General features: G+C 68.8%; 15 protein-coding genes. 10 read left to right on the top strand and 5 right to left on the bottom strand.

The genetic code is table 11. The features are described 5' to 3' along the window. Positions 1-8: 8 nt before the first annotated feature. The 4 genes from mprF to PKE75_RS03690 all read left to right on the top strand — a co-directional run bounded on the left by mprF (position 9) and on the right by PKE75_RS03690 (position 6,587). Positions 9-2,720 carry a bifunctional lysylphosphatidylglycerol flippase/synthetase MprF gene (gene mprF, locus PKE75_RS03705; RefSeq protein WP_271167352.1) on the top strand — a complete coding sequence of 904 codons (2,712 nt, stop codon included), beginning with the start codon at positions 9-11 and terminating at the stop codon, positions 2,718-2,720. Beyond that, a complete protein-coding gene (locus tag PKE75_RS03700) occupies positions 2,717-4,099 on the top strand; it encodes an AcvB/VirJ family lysyl-phosphatidylglycerol hydrolase (protein ID WP_271167351.1) in 1,383 nt (460 codons plus the stop codon). The genes mprF and PKE75_RS03700 overlap by 4 nt, the downstream gene beginning before the upstream one ends. Before the next feature lie 132 nt (positions 4,100-4,231). Continuing rightward, positions 4,232-5,284: an alpha/beta hydrolase gene (locus PKE75_RS03695; RefSeq protein ID WP_271167350.1), complete on the top strand. Its 1,053-nt coding sequence runs from the start codon at positions 4,232-4,234 to the stop codon at positions 5,282-5,284. 79 nt (positions 5,285-5,363) lie between these two features. Further along, the gene (locus PKE75_RS03690) at positions 5,364-6,587 is read left to right on the top strand and encodes an FAD-dependent oxidoreductase (protein WP_271167349.1); all 1,224 of its coding nucleotides are present in this window, start codon (positions 5,364-5,366) and stop codon (positions 6,585-6,587) included. Between the two features lie 7 nt (positions 6,588-6,594). Here PKE75_RS03690 and PKE75_RS03685 read toward each other — a convergent pair whose 3' ends face one another. Then, entirely contained in the window at positions 6,595-6,873 is a 279-nt protein-coding gene (locus PKE75_RS03685) for a BolA family protein (RefSeq protein ID WP_271167348.1), read from the bottom strand. A 171-nt stretch (positions 6,874-7,044) separates the two neighbouring features. Here PKE75_RS03685 and PKE75_RS03680 point away from each other — a divergent pair, with 171 nt between their 5' ends. From PKE75_RS03680 to PKE75_RS03665, 4 genes are all read left to right on the top strand, one after another. Continuing rightward, positions 7,045-7,680 (top strand): J domain-containing protein, encoded by a 636-nt coding sequence (locus tag PKE75_RS03680; protein ID WP_271167347.1) that lies wholly within the window; start codon positions 7,045-7,047, stop codon positions 7,678-7,680. Positions 7,681-7,762: 82 nt separating this feature from the next. Continuing rightward, the gene (gene cobS, locus PKE75_RS03675) at positions 7,763-8,761 is read left to right on the top strand and encodes a cobaltochelatase subunit CobS (protein WP_271167346.1); all 999 of its coding nucleotides are present in this window, start codon (positions 7,763-7,765) and stop codon (positions 8,759-8,761) included. Between the two features lie 9 nt (positions 8,762-8,770). Then, positions 8,771-10,654, top strand: a complete 1,884-nt coding sequence (gene cobT / locus PKE75_RS03670; protein ID WP_271167345.1) for a cobaltochelatase subunit CobT — start codon at positions 8,771-8,773, stop codon at positions 10,652-10,654. Continuing rightward, complete coding sequence (locus tag PKE75_RS03665; protein WP_271167344.1) at positions 10,651-11,634, top strand: esterase-like activity of phytase family protein; 984 nt, start codon at positions 10,651-10,653, stop codon at positions 11,632-11,634. Before cobT ends, PKE75_RS03665 begins: the two co-directional genes overlap by 4 nt. Before the next feature lie 13 nt (positions 11,635-11,647). Here the strand turns inward: PKE75_RS03665 and PKE75_RS03660 are convergent, their stop codons facing one another. From PKE75_RS03660 to PKE75_RS03645, 4 genes are all read right to left on the bottom strand, one after another. Then, complete coding sequence (locus PKE75_RS03660) at positions 11,648-12,190, bottom strand: DUF3617 domain-containing protein (RefSeq protein ID WP_271167343.1); 543 nt, start codon at positions 12,188-12,190, stop codon at positions 11,648-11,650. Between the two features lie 68 nt (positions 12,191-12,258). Then, complete coding sequence (locus PKE75_RS03655) at positions 12,259-13,119, bottom strand: SDR family oxidoreductase (RefSeq protein WP_271167342.1); 861 nt, start codon at positions 13,117-13,119, stop codon at positions 12,259-12,261. Then, entirely contained in the window at positions 13,116-14,249 is a 1,134-nt protein-coding gene (gene queG, locus PKE75_RS03650) for a tRNA epoxyqueuosine(34) reductase QueG (protein WP_271167646.1), read from the bottom strand. The genes PKE75_RS03655 and queG overlap by 4 nt, the downstream gene beginning before the upstream one ends. Before the next feature lie 40 nt (positions 14,250-14,289). Beyond that, entirely contained in the window at positions 14,290-14,982 is a 693-nt protein-coding gene (locus PKE75_RS03645) for a glutathione S-transferase family protein (protein WP_271167341.1), read from the bottom strand. Positions 14,983-15,145: 163 nt separating this feature from the next. Between PKE75_RS03645 and PKE75_RS03640 the strand changes: the two genes are divergently transcribed. Together PKE75_RS03640 and PKE75_RS03635 are read left to right on the top strand one after the other, a co-directional pair. Further along, on the top strand, positions 15,146-15,985 hold the full coding sequence (locus PKE75_RS03640; protein WP_271167340.1) for an undecaprenyl-diphosphate phosphatase: 840 nt from the start codon (positions 15,146-15,148) through the stop codon (positions 15,983-15,985). 20 nt (positions 15,986-16,005) lie between these two features. After that, positions 16,006-17,082, top strand: coding sequence for an ABC transporter ATP-binding protein (locus PKE75_RS03635; RefSeq protein ID WP_271167339.1), 1,077 nt, complete (start codon positions 16,006-16,008; stop codon positions 17,080-17,082). Positions 17,083-17,137 lie beyond the last annotated feature (55 nt).

Here is a 17,137-nt window from a genome sequence, read left to right as displayed (position 1 = left end):
CGGCTGACATGTCCCGACAGACCGACACGGCCACCGACCCCGAGAAGCCGCACGCCCGCGGCGCGCCCGCCGAACGGTTGGACGGCGAAGCCGAGCCCGTGCGCTTTCCCCGGCTGCGCGCCTGGGCCGAGACCGTGCCGTGGCGCGTCGTCGGCGCGGTCTGCTCGATCGCGATGTTCGCGGTCGTGCTGTTCGTCCTCCACCGCCTCGTCCAGGAGGTCAGCCTCTCCGACGTCAAGGCCGCCGCCTCCGCCACGCCGTGGCGGACGATCGGGATCGCGCTGCTCGGCACGGCGGCGAGCTATGTCGCGCTCACCGGCTACGACTGGTTCGGCATCGTCCACATCAAACGCCGCGAAGTCGGCTATCCGGTCGCCGCCCTCGCCTCCTTCACCGGCTATGCGCTCTCCTACACCATCGGCTTCCAGCTGGTGGTGGCCGGCGCGGTGCGCTACCGGATCTACGCCGGCGCGGGACTCGGCGCGGCGGAGGTCGCCGCGATCACCGCGATCTCGGCGCTGACGCTGTGGCTCGGCATCTTCTTCACGCTCGCGCTCGGCCTCGTCACGGAAGCCGACGACGTCGCGATGCTCGACGGCCTGTCGCCGGCGCTCAACATGACGATCGGCCTCGCCATCATCGCGGCGCTGGTCGCCTACCTCGTCTGGATCAGCCGACGCGAGCGCGCCGTCACCGTCGAGGGCTACCGGCTCGCTTTGCCCGGCCTGAAATCGACCGCCGTCCAGATCCTCATCGGCCTCGTCGATCTCCTGGGCGCGGCGTTCGCGCTCTGGACCCTGCTGCCGGCGGACGCGACCATCGCCTTCCCGACCTTCGCCGCGCTGTTCGTCGTCGCGATGACGCTCGGCATGCTGAGCCATGCGCCCGGCGGCGCCGGCGTGATCGAGGCGACGGTGCTGCTCGCGCTGCCGGACCTGTCGCCGGACGCGGTGCTCGCCAGCCTGCTGCTCTGGCGCGTGGTCTATTACCTCATCCCCTTCACCCTGGCGCTCGCTCTGCTCGGCGGCTCCGAGCTCACGCGCCGGCGCGGCTACCTGAACCGCGCGGGCGTGCTGCTCGCCGCCGTGATGCGGCCGGTCGCGCCGATCGTGCTGGCGGCCGCGGTGTTCCTCGGCGGCATCGTGCTGCTGGTCTCGGGCGCACTCCCCGCCGAGACCGACCGGCTGCATTATCTCCGCCACGTCGTGCCTCTGCCCTTCGTCGAGGCCTCCCATCTGCTCGGCAGCGTGGTCGGCGTCGTGCTCCTGGTGGTCGCGCGCGGATTGATGCGGCGGCTCGACAGCGCCTACAGGGTCGCGCAGGTGCTGCTCGCCGCCGGCCTTATCTTCTCGCTGACCAAGGGTTTCGACGTCGAGGAGGCCAGCGTTCTCGGCGTGGTGCTCGCTCTTCTCACCGTCAACCGCCGCGCCTTCTACCGGCGTGCGTCGCTCTGGGACCAGGACCTCGCGCCGGCCTGGATCGCGGCGGTCGCGATCGTGCTCGGAGGCTCGATCTGGCTCGGCTTCTTCGCCTATCAGGACGTCGATTACTCGAACGACCTGTGGTGGGACTTCGCCTATCGCAGCGACGCGCCGCGCTTCCTGCGCGCCTCGCTCGCCGCCTGCGTGGCGGCGCTCGCGATCGGCCTGCACGCGCTGCTGCACCGGCAGGGCCGGCCGAAAGCCGGCGCCCCCGAACCGACGGGCCGGATCGCCGCGATCGTCGCGACCTCGCCCCGCGCGGACTCCAACCTCGCCTTCCTCGGCGACAAGCGCTTCCTGTTCTGCGAGGCGGGCGACGCCTTCATCATGTACCAGGTGCAGGGCCGCGCCTGGATCGCGATGGGCGATCCGGTCGGCCCGACTGAGCGCACCTCGGAGCTGCTCTGGGCGTTCCGGGAGCTCGCCGACCAGCATGGCGGCTGGCCGGTGTTCTACCAGGCGAGCGTCGCCCGGCTGCCGACCTATCTCGACCTCGGCCTCTCGCTGCTCAAGCTCGGCGAGGAGGCGCGCGTCGACCTCGGCCGCTTCACGCTGGAGGGCAAGGCCGGCTACGAGTGGCGCTACATCGACCGCAAGGCGACCAAGGACGGCGTCGAGGTCTCCGTCGTTCCCGCCGCCGACGCGGTCGCGCTCTATCCCGAGCTGAAGCGCGTCTCCGACGGCTGGATGAACGCCAAGAAGAACGCCGAGAAGGGCTTTTCGCTCGGCTTCTGGTCGGAAGACTATCTCCGCCACTTCGACATCGCGGTGGTCCGCCATGGCGGCCGCATCGTGGGCTTCGCCAACATGTGGTACGGCGCGGACCATGAGGAGGCGACCGTCGACCTGATGCGCTACGCCCCCGACGCGCCCAAGGGCGTCATGGACGCGCTGTTCGTGCGCCTGATGCTGAAGGCGAAGGCGGAAGGCTACCGCTGGTTCAACCTCGGCATGGCGCCGCTCTCCGGTCTCGCCGACCATCCGCTCGGGCCGACGTGGAACCGGATCGGCGCCTTCCTGTTCCGCTACGGCGACAACTTCTACAATTTCGAAGGATTGCGGACATACAAAGCCAAGTTCCATCCGACATGGGAGCCGCGCTACCTCGCCTGTCCCGGCGGCTGGGTGCTGCCGCAGATCCTGCTCGACATCACTGCCCTGATCAGCGCCGCGCCGAAGCGGGCGGGCAGCGCGCCGCCGGACGTCGCGCTCGAAGCCCCGCAGGATTCCGCGGCATGACGCGCGCCCTTCTCGTCAGCCTCGCGCTGCTGACGCTCGCAGCCTCGCCCGCGGCGGCTGCGGACCTGCGCCGCATCACCGTGGAGAACGAGGTGATGAAGGACGTGCCCGTCATCGGCCCCGCCGACGAACCCAAGGCGATCGTGGCGCTGATCTCCGACGCCGACGGCTGGACGCCCGCCCGGGAGGCGGAGGCGGTCGCCCTCGCCAGCGAAGGCGCCCTCGTCATCGAGATCGACATGAAGCGCTACCTCGAGGTTTCGAACCTGCCGAACGAGGACTGCATCTTCTTCTCCGGCGACATCGAGGACTACGCCCGTCTCGCCGGCAAGACGCTGAACATGAAGACCTATCGCCTGCCCGCGCTGCTCGGCGTCGGCGCCGGCGGCGACCTCGCCTACGCCATGCTGTCCCAGGCGCCCGCCAACATGTTCTCGGGCGCGGTCTCGGTCGGCTTCACCGACAGGCTGAGCTTCCCGAAGCCGCTCTGCGACGGCCCGAAATCGACCCGCCGCGAGGGGGCGGACATCATGCTCGGCGCCGACCCGCCCGAGGGCCTGCAGGGCGAGTGGCGAATCCTGACGCCGACGCCGGCTCCGCAGGCGACGAAGGACTTCATCAAGGACCTCGACAACGCCGACATCGTCGAGCAGCCGGACGGCGCCGACATGGCGGCCGCCGCCCGCGACGCGGCCTTCGACATCGGCGGGGGCGACCAGGACGCGGTGAATTCCCTGCCGCTCGTTCTCTACGAACCGAAGGGTCCGAACCCCAAGGGCCTCGCGATCATCTACGCCGGCGACGGCGGCTGGCGCGATCTCGACAAGTCGATCGCCGGCTACTTCCAGCAGGAAGGCTATGGCGTCATCGGCGTCGACACGCTGCGCTACTTCTGGAACGAGAAGAGCCCGCGCGAGCTGGGCGACGACCTCGAGTCGATCGTCGCCCGCTACTCGACGCAATGGAAGACCAAGCGGCTGCTGCTCGCGGGCTATTCCTTCGGCGCCGACGTTATCCCTTTCGCGTGGCAGCACATCTCGCGATCGGTGAAGAACCAGGTGCAGCTGATGGCGCTGCTCGGGCTGTCAAAGACCGCGGATTTCGAGGTGAGCGTCGCAGGCTGGCTCGGCGTCGGCTCGGGCGATCACGACGTCCTGAAGCCCGCCTCCGCGCTCCCGATGGACCGCGTGCTCTGCATCTATGGCAAGGAAGAGCTCGAGGACGCCGACAACGACGTCGCCTGCGCGACTGACGCGATCCCACCTTCCGCCCGTCTCGAGCTCGCCGGCGGCCACCATTTCGACGAGGACTACGAGTCCCTCGCGAAACGCATCGACGCCGAGTTCGTCAAGCGCCAGGGGCTGGTGACGGGCAAATAGGCAAGCCTCCTCACGCTGAAGAGGCTGCGCAGCAGCCCTCCCGAAAGGCACGCACTCCTTCGCACCCCCTTCCCTAGCCTGCCCCGTGGTCCAGAATCACGGGACGACACGTGCAGAGCCTCGGGAGCCCCTATGTCCACGCCGGACGACAACGCGCCGCAGCCGACGCTCGGCCAACGCGTCACACGGATGCTGGGCGCGGTCTCTGGCGACCCGCTGGCGCGGGCCGAGCTCGACATGGCGCGGGTGCTCGAGGAACTGAAGCTGCTCGGCGCCGAGCCGATCGAGGACCTCACGCCCGAAGAGGCGCGCCGGCAGCCGAGCGCGGCGGACGCGGCGCGTTCGCTGCTCGCCAAGATGGGCGTCGCGCCCCACGACGACAGGGTCGCCTCGCACGACGTCACGTTTCCCGGCGCCGATGGCGAGCTCCCGGCGCGGATCTACCGCCCGGAGGGCGCGGGCGCGGGCCTGCCGACGATCGTTTATTTCCACGGCGGAGGCTGGGTCTATGGCGGGCTCGACGATTACGACGCGAGCCCGCGCGCGATCGCCGAGCGCACCGGCTCCCTTGTCCTCTCGGCGCATTACCGGCTGGCGCCGGAGCACAAGTTTCCCGCAGCCCATGACGACGCGGTGGCCGCGTGGCGCTGGGCGCTGCAGTCGGCGAAGGCGTTCGGCGGCGACGGCGAACGCTTCGCGGTGATGGGCGAGAGCGCCGGCGGCAACCTCGCGCTCAACGTGGCGATCGCCGCGCGCGACCGTATGCTGACGCCGCCGCTCCACATGGCGCTGGTCTATCCGATCGCGGGTTCCGATCTCGCGACGCCGTCCTACCGGGCGAACGAGACCGCAAGGCCGCTGAACAAGGCGATGATGCTCTGGTATTTCGGCCATGCCCTGCTGGGACCGGCCGAGCGCGACGACCCGAGGATCGATCTCGTCGGGCGCGCCGACCTGTCCCGCCTGCCGCCCGCGACCCTGGTCACCGCCGAGATCGACCCCCTCCGCTCGGAAGGCCATGCGCTGGCGGAAAAGCTGCGCGCTGCGGGCTCGGCCGTGACTGAGCTCGACGTCGAGGGCGTGACGCACGGCTTCTTCGGGCTCGGCGATATTGTCCGACACGCGCGCAGCGCGCAGGATCTGGTGGCGCGCGACCTCGCGGCCGCATTCGCCGGCTTGGCGTAGGCGATCCAAGCGGCTGTCGACGGACCGCTCGGCCGTCATCCCGGGCGGACCGCTGCGAAAGGCTAAGGAGGCCCGGCCGATGCGGCTCACTTCGCAGGCCTGCGTGGTCGGCGGAGGCCCCGCCGGTCTGGTGCTCGGCCTGCTGCTGGCGCGTCAGGGCGTCGACGTCGTCGTGCTGGAGAAGCACGCGGACTTCCTGCGGGATTTCCGCGGCGACACCATCCACCCCTCGACCCTCGACGTGCTCGGCGATCTCGGCCTGCTCGATCGCTTCCTCGCGCTGCCGCATCAGGAGGTGACCACGATGACGGGCTTCGTCGAGGACGAGCCGTTCCTGATTGGGGACTTCCGCCATCTCCCGACCCGCAAGCGCTTCATCGCAATGATGCCGCAGTGGGACTTTCTGGATTTCATCGCGGGCGAAGCCGAGCGCTATCCGGGCTTCCGGCTGATCCGCAACGCCGCGGCCAGCGGACTGATCCAGCGTGACGGCCGGGTCGTCGGCGTGGAGGCGTCGACGCCGGAAGGCGAACTATCGGTCGACGCCGACCTCGTCGTCGGCTGCGACGGGCGACGCTCGACGGTGCGTGAGGCGGCCGGCCTCGAGACGCTTACGATCGGCGCGCCGATGGACGTGATGTGGTTCCGCCTGTCGAGGAAGCTGAGCGACGGCGACGCGACCGCGGGCCGCTTCAGCGCGGGGGCCGTGTTGTTCACGATCAACCGCGGCGACTACTGGCAATGCGCCTACTTGATCCCGAAGGGCGGCGCGGACGCCGTCCGGGCGAGAGGCCTGGCGGCTTTTTGCGCGGCGGTCGACCGGCTCGCGCCGTTCGCGGCCGACCGGACGCACGAGCTCGAGAGCTGGGACGACGTCAGCCTGCTGACCGTCGCGGTCGACCGCCTGAAGCGCTGGAGCGCGCCCGGCGTGCTCTGCATCGGCGACGCGGCGCACGCCATGTCCCCGGTCGGCGGCGTCGGCATTAATCTGGCGATCCAGGATGCGGTCGCGACCGCCAACCTGCTCGGAGCGGCCCTGAGGGAGCGGCGGCTGACGGACGAGGACGTCGCAAAGGTGCAGTCCCGGAGGGAACTGCCGACGAAGCTCACCCAGAGGCTTCAGGTGGCCGTGCAGAACCGCATCATCACGCCATCGCTCGCAGGGGGGCTTCCGCTCTCCCCGCCGCTCGCGCTGCGGCTGATGCGGAGCTTTCCCATCCTCACCCGCCTGCCCGCCCGAATCGTCGGCGTCGGCTTCAGGCCGGAGCGCGTCACGGCGCCGGCCTTCGCCCAGCCGCGCTGACGCCTTTTCAGGGGCGCCCCGGCTCCTCCGGCGCCCGCGCGTCGATCGCGAGCGCGTGAACGGGGCCGGCGAGTTCGGCGGCGAGCAGCGCGTTGACCCGGCGGTGCCGGTCGACCCGGCTCATGCCCGAAAACGCCGCCGACACCACCCGGACGCGAAAATGCGTCTCTCCCTCCGGGCGCGCGCCGGCGTGGCCGGCGTGAAGGTGGCTCTCGTCGACGACCTCCAGCCGCTGGGGAGCGAGCGCGTCGGTCAGGGTTGTCTCGATGCGGGCTCGCACGGTCATTGTTTCGCTCCCACTTGGCGCGCAATTAACTCGCGATTAACCGTTGTTAACCGCCTGTTACCCCGATGAGGCGCGTCGCCTCGGCCGCCCGTCAAGCCCGCACAACGCCGTTCCGGGTTGCGGCGGACCGTTCTTGTTCACCCCGGGCCCGGCGCCCATAATGGGTCCGTGATGAAGCTCGACAGCCCATGGTTCGACCGGATTCGCGTTTCGCGCGGCGAGAAGACTCGCCCGGAAGCGCAGGCCTCTCATTGCGAACATCCGGGTTGCCGGCAGCCCGGACTCCACCGCGCGCCGAAGGGCCGCGGCAAGGAGGACGAGTATTGGCGCTTCTGCCTCGACCACGTTCGGCAGTACAACAACGCCTACAACTTCTTCGCCGGAATGTCTGACGACGACCTCCGAGCCTATGAGAAGGACGCCCATGTCGGCCACCGTCCGACCTGGGCGATGGGCCGTAACGGCGCGGCCAGCGCGGAGGAGCGCAAGCGGACCGCGAGCGCCCGCGGCCGCAAGCGCGGCTGGGCGAGCGAGTTCGTATTCGAGGACAGCTTCCGGATCTTCGGCGAGGAGACCGGCGCGAAGGCCGCCTCGGAGCCCGAACGCGAGCTCAAGAAGGTCGAGCGCAAGTCGCTGGAGGCGCTCAACCTCGGCGCCTCCGCCGGGGCCGACGAGATCAAGGCGCGCTACAAGGAGCTCGTGAAACGGCTGCACCCCGACGCCAACGGGGGCGATCGCGGCACCGAGGACAAATTGCGCGAGATCATCCAAGCCTATAACTATCTTCGATCCGCCGGCTTTTGCTGATCGACACGTTCCGCGCGCTGACCCTGGCGCGCCGCTGGGCCTGCCCCCGCACGGGTCGGCGAACGCCCGGCCAGGAGGCCTCATGACTGCTCTCATCGACGCGCCGTACGCCGACTCCCTGCTGCCGGACATGAAGGTCTCGGTCCGCCAGGTCTTCGGCATAGACAGCGATCTGGAGGTTCCGGCCTTCGGCGAAGCCCGCGGCGCGGTGCCGGATCTCGACCCCGATTACCTGTTCGACCACGACACCACGCTCGCGATTCTCGCAGGCTTCGCCCGCAATCGACGCGTGATGGTCACCGGCTATCACGGCACCGGAAAATCGACGCATATCGAGCAGGTCGCGGCCCGCCTCAATTGGCCTTGCGTGCGCGTCAATCTCGACAGCCACGTCAGCCGCATCGACCTGATCGGCAAGGACGCGATCGTCCTGAAGGAAGGCAAGCAGGTCACGGAGTTTCGAGACGGCATCCTGCCCTGGGCGCTGCAGAACAACGTCGCGCTGGTGTTCGACGAATACGACGCCGGCCGGCCCGACGTGATGTTCGTGATCCAGCGCGTGCTCGAGGTGTCGGGCAAGCTGACTTTGCTCGATCAGAGCCGCGTCATCCGCCCTCACCCTGCGTTCCGCCTGTTCGCGACCGCGAACACCGTGGGCCTTGGCGACACGTCCGGCCTTTATCACGGCACGCAGCAGATCAATCAGGGGCAGATGGACCGCTGGTCGATCGTGACCACGCTGAACTATCTGGCCCACGACCGCGAGGTCGACATCGTTCTCGCAAAGGCGCCGCATTACCGCGACTCGCCGACCGGGCGGGACACCGTGTCGAAGATGGTGCGGCTCGCCGACCTGACGCGGCAGGCCTTCATGAACGGCGATCTGTCGACCGTGATGAGCCCGCGCACCGTGCTGACATGGGCGGAGAACACCGACATCTTCGGCGACATCGGTTTCTCGTTCCGCCTGACCTTCCTCAACAAATGCGACGAGCTCGAGCGTTCGCTGGTCGCGGAATTCTACCAGCGCTGCTTCGGCAAGGAGTTGCCGGAGAGCGCGGTCAACGTCGCAATGAGCTGATCCCTTCAGGTGATCTCGAACCGCAAACCGGGCGAAAAGCCAGCGCCGCCATCGGAACCGCTCAAGCGGGCGGTGGCGGGCTGCCTGCGCGCGATCGCGGGGGATCCGGAGGTCGAGGTCGCCTTCGCGTCCGAGCGTCCGGCTTTGATGGGAACCAAGGCGCGTCTGCCGGAGCCGCCGCGAAGGCTGAGCCCGGCGGACGTCGCGGTTCTGCGCGGCTACGCCGACTCCATGGCGCTCCGCCTCGCCTGCCACGACGCCGCGACCCATTCGAAACTTGCGCCGCAGGGCAGCGAGGCCCGTGCGGTGTTCGACGCGGTCGAGCAGGCGCGCGTAGAGGCGATCGGCTCCCGCCGCATGACGGGCTCGGCCGCGAATCTCTCCGCGATGCTGGAGGACCGCTACCATCGCGGGCCCTACGCCGAGATCACCGACCGCGCCGACGCGCCGCTGCAGGACGCGGTGGCGCTGATGATCCGCGAAAGACTGACCGGCCAGAAGCCGCCCGAGGCCGCAAAGCGGCTGGTCGAGCTCTGGCGGCCATGGATCGAGGAGAAGGCCGGCCCCAACCTCGCCAAGCTGGATGGGCTGCTGGAAGACCAGAGGGCCTACGCCCGGACGATCCGCGACCTGCTGACCTCGCTGGACATGGGAGAGGAGCTGTCGTCGGATCGACAGGAGAACGAGGAGCAAGGCGAGTCGGAGGGCGAGGAGCCGCCGCCGCAGGAGGGCGAATCCTCCGACGCGCCGGAAGACCAAAGCGACGGCTCCGATCAGTCGGAGACCGAGGCCTCCGCCGAGATCGACGACGACGCCGAGCAGATGGAGGCGGCCGATGCGCCGCCGACCGATGCGCCGGACGAGGACGAACTCGGCGAAGCCGAGGAAGCGAGTGAGCCCTGGCGGCCCCACGACGACAAGCGCAACGAGCGCGAACGCCTGGAGTACCAGGCCTTCACGACCAAGTTCGACGAGGAGGCGCTGGCGGAGGAGCTTTGCGATCCCGAGGAGCTGGCGCGGCTCCGATCCTATCTCGACAAGCAGCTTTCGGCGCTTCAAGGCGTGGTCGGGAGGCTTGCGAACCGCCTGCAGCGCCGCCTGCTGGCCCAGCAGAGCCGCGCCTGGGAGTTCGACCTCGAGGAAGGCATGCTCGACCCTTCGCGCCTGTCGCGCGTGGTCATCGACCCGATGAGCGCGCTGACCTTCATGCGCGAGCGCGACACCGACTTCCGCGACACGGTCGTCACGTTGCTGCTCGACAATTCCGGCTCGATGCGCGGGCGGCCGATCACGGTCGCGGCGACCTGCGCCGACATCCTCGCTCGGACTCTGGAGCGTTGCGGCGTCAAGGTCGAGATCCTCGGCTTCACGACCCGCGCATGGAAGGGCGGCCAATCGCGCGAGCAGTGGCTCGCGGCCGGCAAGCCGATGGCCCCCGGCCGGCTGAACGACCTCCGCCACATCGTCTACAAGGCGGCTGACGCCCCCTGGAGACGGACCCGTAAGAACCTCGGGCTGATGATGCGCGAGGGACTGCTCAAGGAGAACATCGACGGCGAGGCGCTCGCCTGGGCGCATGAGCGGCTGCTCCGCCGGCCGGAGCAGCGCCGCATCCTGATGGTGATCTCCGATGGCGCGCCGGTCGACGACAGCACGCTCTCGGTCAATGTCGGCAATTACCTCGAGAAACATCTGAGGCGCGTGATCGCCGAGATCGAGCAGCGCTCGCCGGTCGAGCTGATCGCGATCGGCATCGGGCACGACGTCACCCGCTATTATCGGCGCGCAGTGACGATCGTGGACGCTGAAGAGCTGGGGGGCGCGATGACCGAGAAGCTGGCGGAGTTGTTCGAGGAGACGCCTGCCGCCGCTCCGAGGCGCGGTCGGGGTTGATCCGCGTTCTTTCCGCTCTTCTGATCGCCGCCTCCTTTTCCGTCGCGTCGGCGGCGATAGCGGATGACGCGGCGGCCGTCGACGTCTCGGTCAAGCCGATCGAGCGGTTCGATTCCCGCACGCCGATCGGGGGCGCCTATGGTCACCTTATTTTTCTCGGCGGTCTCCAGATCAGCTCCAGCGACCCGGACTTCGGCGGTCTGTCCGGCCTGCGGCTCGCGGGCGACGGGCGCAGCCTCACGGCGATCAGCGACCGGGGAAATTGGTTTCACGGCGCGCTCGCCTATGAGGGATCGAGGCTCGCGGGCGTATCGGACGTAACCCGCTCTCCGACGCCGGGACGCGACGGCAAGCCGCTTGCCGGACGCCGCGGCCTCGACACCGAGGCGCTGGAGATCCAGGGCCGGACGGCATGGGTGTCCTCGGAGCGCGTCACCTGGCTCACCCGCTACGCTCTGAGGCCTGACGGCCTTCCGCAGGGCCGCGGAGTCGCCGTGCCTCTGCCCGGCATAGCGACCAAGGCGCCTCGCAACGAAGGTTACGAGGCGATCGCGGCGCTGCCGTCCGGCGGCGTCGTTCTGGTCGGCGAAAAGTTCCTCGACGACAACGGCGACAACCGGGCTTTCGTGGTCGGCGTTGCGGCTCCATACGCATTCGCGGTACGCCGGACAGACGACTTCTCGCCCACCGACCTGACCCAGCTGCCGGGAGGCGGCTTCGCGGTGCTGGAACGGCGCTGGCGGCCACCCTTCTCGCTGACGGTCAGGATCAGGCGGCTCGCGGGCTCGGACATCAAGCCCGGGGCCGTCATCGACGGTCCCGTGCTGATGGAGGCCACGCTCGCTCAAGCGATCGATAATTTCGAGGGGATATCGGCGCATCGCGGCGAGGGCGGGCGCACCGTCCTCACGCTCGTATCCGACGATAATTTCTCGATCCTCCAGCGCACCCTGCTGATGCAGTTCGCGCTTCCGGACTAACGGCTTCCTAACCTTACTGGATCGTCGGCGCTGGCATGTCGCGCACATTGATCGTGCGGCCTCCGCCGAAGTCGATGTCGCCGGGCTTCGCCCCGGCGGTGCAATCGCCCGTGCGTTTCGCCTCGATCGTCGTCTCCTGCGTGTCCGGGCCCTGCGGCGCGACCTTGTCGACGTTCTGCGGCCCGTCGCGCTGGCCGGACATCTTGATCGACGTCTTCATCGTGTAGGCGTCATTGAAATCGCCGGTCACCACGCTGTGCGAGGACGAGCTCATCCCGCCGAGCTTGCATTCGCTGTCGAGGATGATCGCGTCGCCCTCGTTGCGCTGCTCCTGCTTGCTGCACATCGAAGACGCCATGCCGCCGAACCGATCGTTCAGCAGCTTGTCGGACTCGGCGTCGAGGCACATCGAGATGATCTGCGGCGGCATGGCCGCGGTGTCGACCTGGATTTTCATTTCCCACTGTCCGGGCTTGCGGGGCGGGAGGTGAAACCCTCCGTCCGCGAGAACCGGGGTGACGAACAGGACCGGAAGCAGAATTGCCAGGCGGCGCATGGGTTTTCTTCCCTTAAGTTTCATTTTGGCGATCCAGACCACGCCCTAACGAGGACGGCAAGCGGCGGTCAGCGCACGAGCGCGGCGATGCCTTCGCGATACGTCGGATACGTCAGTCGGACGCCGAGCCCCTCGCGCAACGTCCTGTTCCGGACGCGCTTGTTCGAGGAATAGAAGCTGCGGGCCATGGGCGAGAGTTCGGCTGTCTCGAACGCGATCTCGGGCGGCGGCTTCAGCCCGAGCAACCCGGCGGCGTAGGTGACGACGTCCTGCGGCGGGGCCGGCTCGTCGTCGGCGACGTTGATGACCGGACCGACGGTCGGCCGCTCGATCCCGGCCGCGACCGCCGCCGCGATGTCGTCCACGTGGATCCGGTTGAACACCTGTCCCTGCTTGACGAGCCGCTTGGCGGTTCCAGCCCGAAGGTTCTCGACTGCGCTGCGGCCGGGGCCGTAAATCCCGGCGAGCCTGAAGATCTGGACGGCGACGCCGCTGCGGGCTCCGAAGGTGAGCCAGTCTCGCTCGACGTCGATACGGCGTCGTCCCCGCTCGCTGTCGGCTTCGGGCGGCGTGGATTCGTCGACCCAGTCCCCGCCGGCGTCCGCATAGACCCCGATCGTGGAGAGGTAGCCGATCCATCGGAGCCCGGACGCCTGTTCCAGCGCCGAGCCCACGCCGCGCAGCGTGGGGTCGCCGGCGGGATCCGGCGGCGCCGAGACGAGGATGTGGCTGGCCTTGAGCACCGCCCGGGTAAGAGGCCCCGTCGCCTGTCCGCCGTCGAAGACATGCGCCGACAGGCCCTCGGCGTGGAGGCGATCGGCCGTTTCAGGGGAACGGGCGGTCACGTCGACCGCGTCGAACGCGGCGCCGTGGAGTTCAGCGAAGCGGCGGGCCGAATAACCGCAGCCGAATACAACGAGCCGTCTCACGCGTTCTCCAGGACCATCGCCGCGTCCCATTCCTCGCGAACCGAGATATCGGTTTCGGTCGGAGCACGGGCCGCCGCAAGGGCTGCGACTGTCGCAGGCGGGGCGAGACGGGCGAGCGCCCAAACCGCAGCGCCACGAACCAGCGGCGCGGCGTCGCCCGCGAGCGTCGCAGCCACGCCCGCGAGGGCGGGAACCCGCGAATTTCCGATGGCGATCGCCACGTTGCGTACGAAGCGGTCGCGGCCGATCCGCTTGATCGGGGACTTTGCGAACAGTGCGCGGAAGCCCGCGTCGTCAAGTTCGGCCAGCGCCCCCAGAGGCGGAGCGCGCAGTTCGTCGCGGGCCGAAAGTCGCGCCTCGCGCCCCGCCTGCGCGAACTTGTTCCAGGGACAGGCGGCGAGACAGTCGTCGCATCCATAGATCCGGTTCCCGATCGCCTCCCGGAATTCGAGTGGGATTGGCCCGGCGTGCTCGATCGTGAGGTAGGAGATGCACCTCCGCGCGTCGAGGCGGTATGGCGCGGGGAACGCATCCGTCGGACAAACGTCGAGACAAGCGCGGCAGGAGCCGCAGGCGTCCGCGGCCGGCTTGTCCGGCGGTAGTTCGGCTGTGGTGAAGATCGCCCCGAGAAACAGCCACGAGCCGAAGTCGCGCGAGACCAGATTGGTGTGCTTGCCCTGCCAGCCGAGGCCCGCGGCGGCGGCCAACGGCTTCTCCATCACCGGCGCGGTGTCGACGAAGACCTTGATCCCGGCGCCCGAAGAGGCGAGCGCGCCTGCGACCTGCTTCAGCCGCCCCTTGATCAACTCGTGGTAGTCGTCGCCCTGGGCGTAGACGGAGATCGCCGCGCGATCGCGCCGGTCGAGCACGGCGCGCGGGTCGTCCTGCGGCCCGTAGTTCATCGCGAGCATCACGACCGAGCGCGCCTCGGGCCACAACGCCGCGGGATCGCCGCGCCATTCCGCACGCGACGCCAGCCACTCCATCGTGCCGTGATGGCCTTCCGCGAGCGCCCGAGCGAGACGGGGGGCGGCCTCCGGGATCGCCGAAGGCGTCGTGACCGCGACCGCGCCGAAGCCGAGCGCCGTGGCGCGAGCAATGAGCGTGGCCTTGAGACTCGCAGGATCCATCATCGCGGGCCTCGCCCGCCGGGCGACAACGATCGAAGCGTCAGAAATCGAGATCGGCGTAATGCGGCGCGGCCGCGGTTCCCGGAACCGATTCGGCCAGCAGCGGCCGGAACGACGGCCGCGACTTCACCCGCGCATACCAGCCTCTCGCGGTTTCGTCCTCGTCCCACGGCACGTCGCCCAAATAGTCCACGACCGAGAAATGCGCGGCGGCGGCGAGGTCGGCGTAGGTCAGCCGGTCGCCCGCAAGCCATTTTCGCTGCCGGATCAGGTAGCCGACATATTTCAGATGGTAGCGGATATTGGCGCGTCCTGCGCGGATCGCGGCCATCTCGGGGGCTCCGCCGCCGAGATTGGTCGGCATGAAGCGCTTGTAGATCTTCTCCATGACGAGATGGCTCGACACCTCGTCGAAGAACTTGCGGTTGAACCAGTCGGTCAGACGCCGCGTCTCGACGCGCTCGCGCGGCGATTCCGGCAGCAGCCTGCGGTCGCCTAGGGCGAGCCCCCGTGTCTCGTCGAGATATTCCGCGATGACGTCCGCGCCGGGCACCGACGGCATGCTGGCCTCCACCAGCACGGGCGTGGCGCCCGCCGGATTGAGCGCAAGGAACGGCGCTCGGCGCTCCCACACCTTTTCTTCGACGAGGTCGGCCTCGAGGCCGTATTCGCTCATCGCAAGGCGCACGAAGCGCGAATGCGGGCAGAGCGGATGGTGATAGAGGATCGCCATATGTCGCCGAAAGGTCGCGCGGGCGGGGGGAATCGAGCCGGCGGGGAAGCGGCCCGTCGGAACGCCGGACTGTCGATGGCGCGGCGCAGGAGCCCCGTATAGAACCGCGTTCGCCGCGCGACAACTCCCGAATCGGCCGCGCATTTCCCCCCAGGAGCGAACCATGGACATCGCCAGCCTGCTTGAAGCCGCCCTGCTGGGCGTGGTCGAGGGTCTGACGGAGTTTCTGCCGGTGTCCTCGACCGGGCATCTGCTTCTGCTCGGCCACTTCCTCGGCTTCGAGTCGACGGGCAAGACCTTCGAGGTGCTGATCCAGCTCGGCGCGATCCTGGCGATCCTCGTCGTCTACGCCGGACGGCTGACCAGCGTCGCGACGCGGCTTCCGAATGATCCGGCGGCGCGGCGTTTCGTCCTCGGCGTGCTGGTCGCGTTCCTGCCCGCCGCCGTCATTGGGGCCGGCCTTCACGGCTTCATCAAGAACGTGCTGTTCGAGACGCCGTCCGTGGTGTGCGTCGCGCTGATCGTCGGCGGCGTCGTCCTACTCCTCGTGGACCGCCGATACGGGCCGCAGCCGGCGGCGGCTCAGCCACGGCCCGTCTTTTACTGGCACGACGACGCGATGCGCTTCCCGCCGCTCGTGTGCCTGATCGTCGGCTTCGCTCAGTGCCTCGCTCTGATTCCAGGCGTCTCGCGCTCGGGCTCGACGATCGTCGCCGCCCTGCTGCTCGGGTCGAGCAAGCGAGCGGCGGCGGAGTTCTCGTTCTTCCTCGCGATCCCCACCATGTCAGGCGCGTTCGCCTACGATCTCTACAAGAACCGTTCGGCGCTGAGCTTCGACGACGGCGCGCTGATCGTGGTGGGCTTCGTCTGCGCGTTCGTGACGGCGTTGATCGTCGTGCGCTATGTGCTTGATTTCATCTCCCGCCACGGCTTCGCGCCATTCGCCTGGTGGCGCATGATCGTCGGGGCCGCGGGTCTTATCGGCCTGCTGATCTATGGCTGACACCCAACGCCAGGAGCCGCATGGCCGCGATCACGCTGACCGACGTCACCAAGATCTATCGCGGCGAAATCGCCGCGGTCCGAAACATCACGCTCGACGTCCCGGACGGCGCATTCTGCGTGCTCGTCGGCCCGACCGGCTGCGGGAAGTCCACTCTGCTCCGCCTGATCGCCGGGGCTGAAGAACTGACGAGCGGCCTGATCGAGATCGGCGACGCAGCGCGCCAATCGTGGAGCGGCGGGCGCGCTGATGTGGCTGAACTGATCGACGCCTCCGCGCTCGATCCGTCTCGCAACGTCTATGATTCCCTCACACGCGGCCTGCGCAGCCGTGGCCTTCCAAAGAAGGAGATCGAGGAGCGCGCGCTGCGGGCCGCCGACACGCTTGCGCTCGGTTCTCTTCTGGCGCGGAAGGTGGGGCGGGCGTCATCCGGCGAACGCAGCCTTCTCGCGCTTGGCCGCGCCTTCGCGCACCAGCCGCGCGCCTTGCTGTTCGACGAACCCTTCGCAGGTCTCGATCCGGCCCGCCGCATCACGATGCGCCGTGAGCTACGCCGTCTCCAGCGGACGTCGCGGACGACCACTCTTTACGCCACGCACGACCATGAGGACGGGCTAGCGCTCGCTGACTTGCTGGTCGTCCTGGACGAAGGGCGTGTCCTGCAGGCAGGAAGGCCAGCCGAGATCTATGCGGCGCCCGTGACGGCGGCCGTGGCTTCGCTCGTTGGTCATTCCGCCATGAACCTTCTTCCGGTGCGCGCCAACCAGACCGGCCTGTCGCTTGAAGACGGAACACACCTCGGCGGCGCCAGCGTGATGACGACTGCGGTGTTCGCGACGCTTGGCGTGCGCCCGGAACACCTCTTCGCCGTGACGCCCGGTTGGGAAGGGCCCGCTCCGGCGGCGACGCTGCCGATGATGGTCGACGAGGTCGAGCACGCAGGCGCAGTCGTTATCGTGCATGGCAGCGTTGGGCCCCATAGGGTCGTCGCCCGGCTGGCAGCCGCGCCGCAGGTTCCAGCGGATGGCCGGCTTCGTCTAGGCGCGCTCAGGGAGCACCTGCATATGTTCGACGCGCAGAGCGGCGCCAGACTCTGACAGCGCGTTCGCTTGAAAGAACGTCCCCCTCAAACCATCTTCAGAGCCAGCCGAT

Origin of the sequence: Hansschlegelia plantiphila (assembly GCF_027922265.1) — a bacterium.
In the GTDB taxonomy this organism is placed as follows: domain Bacteria; phylum Pseudomonadota; class Alphaproteobacteria; order Rhizobiales; family Methylopilaceae; genus Methylopila; species Methylopila plantiphila.
The sequence above is the reverse complement of the archived record's forward strand: the minus strand, read 5'-3'. Positions and strand labels throughout refer to the sequence as shown.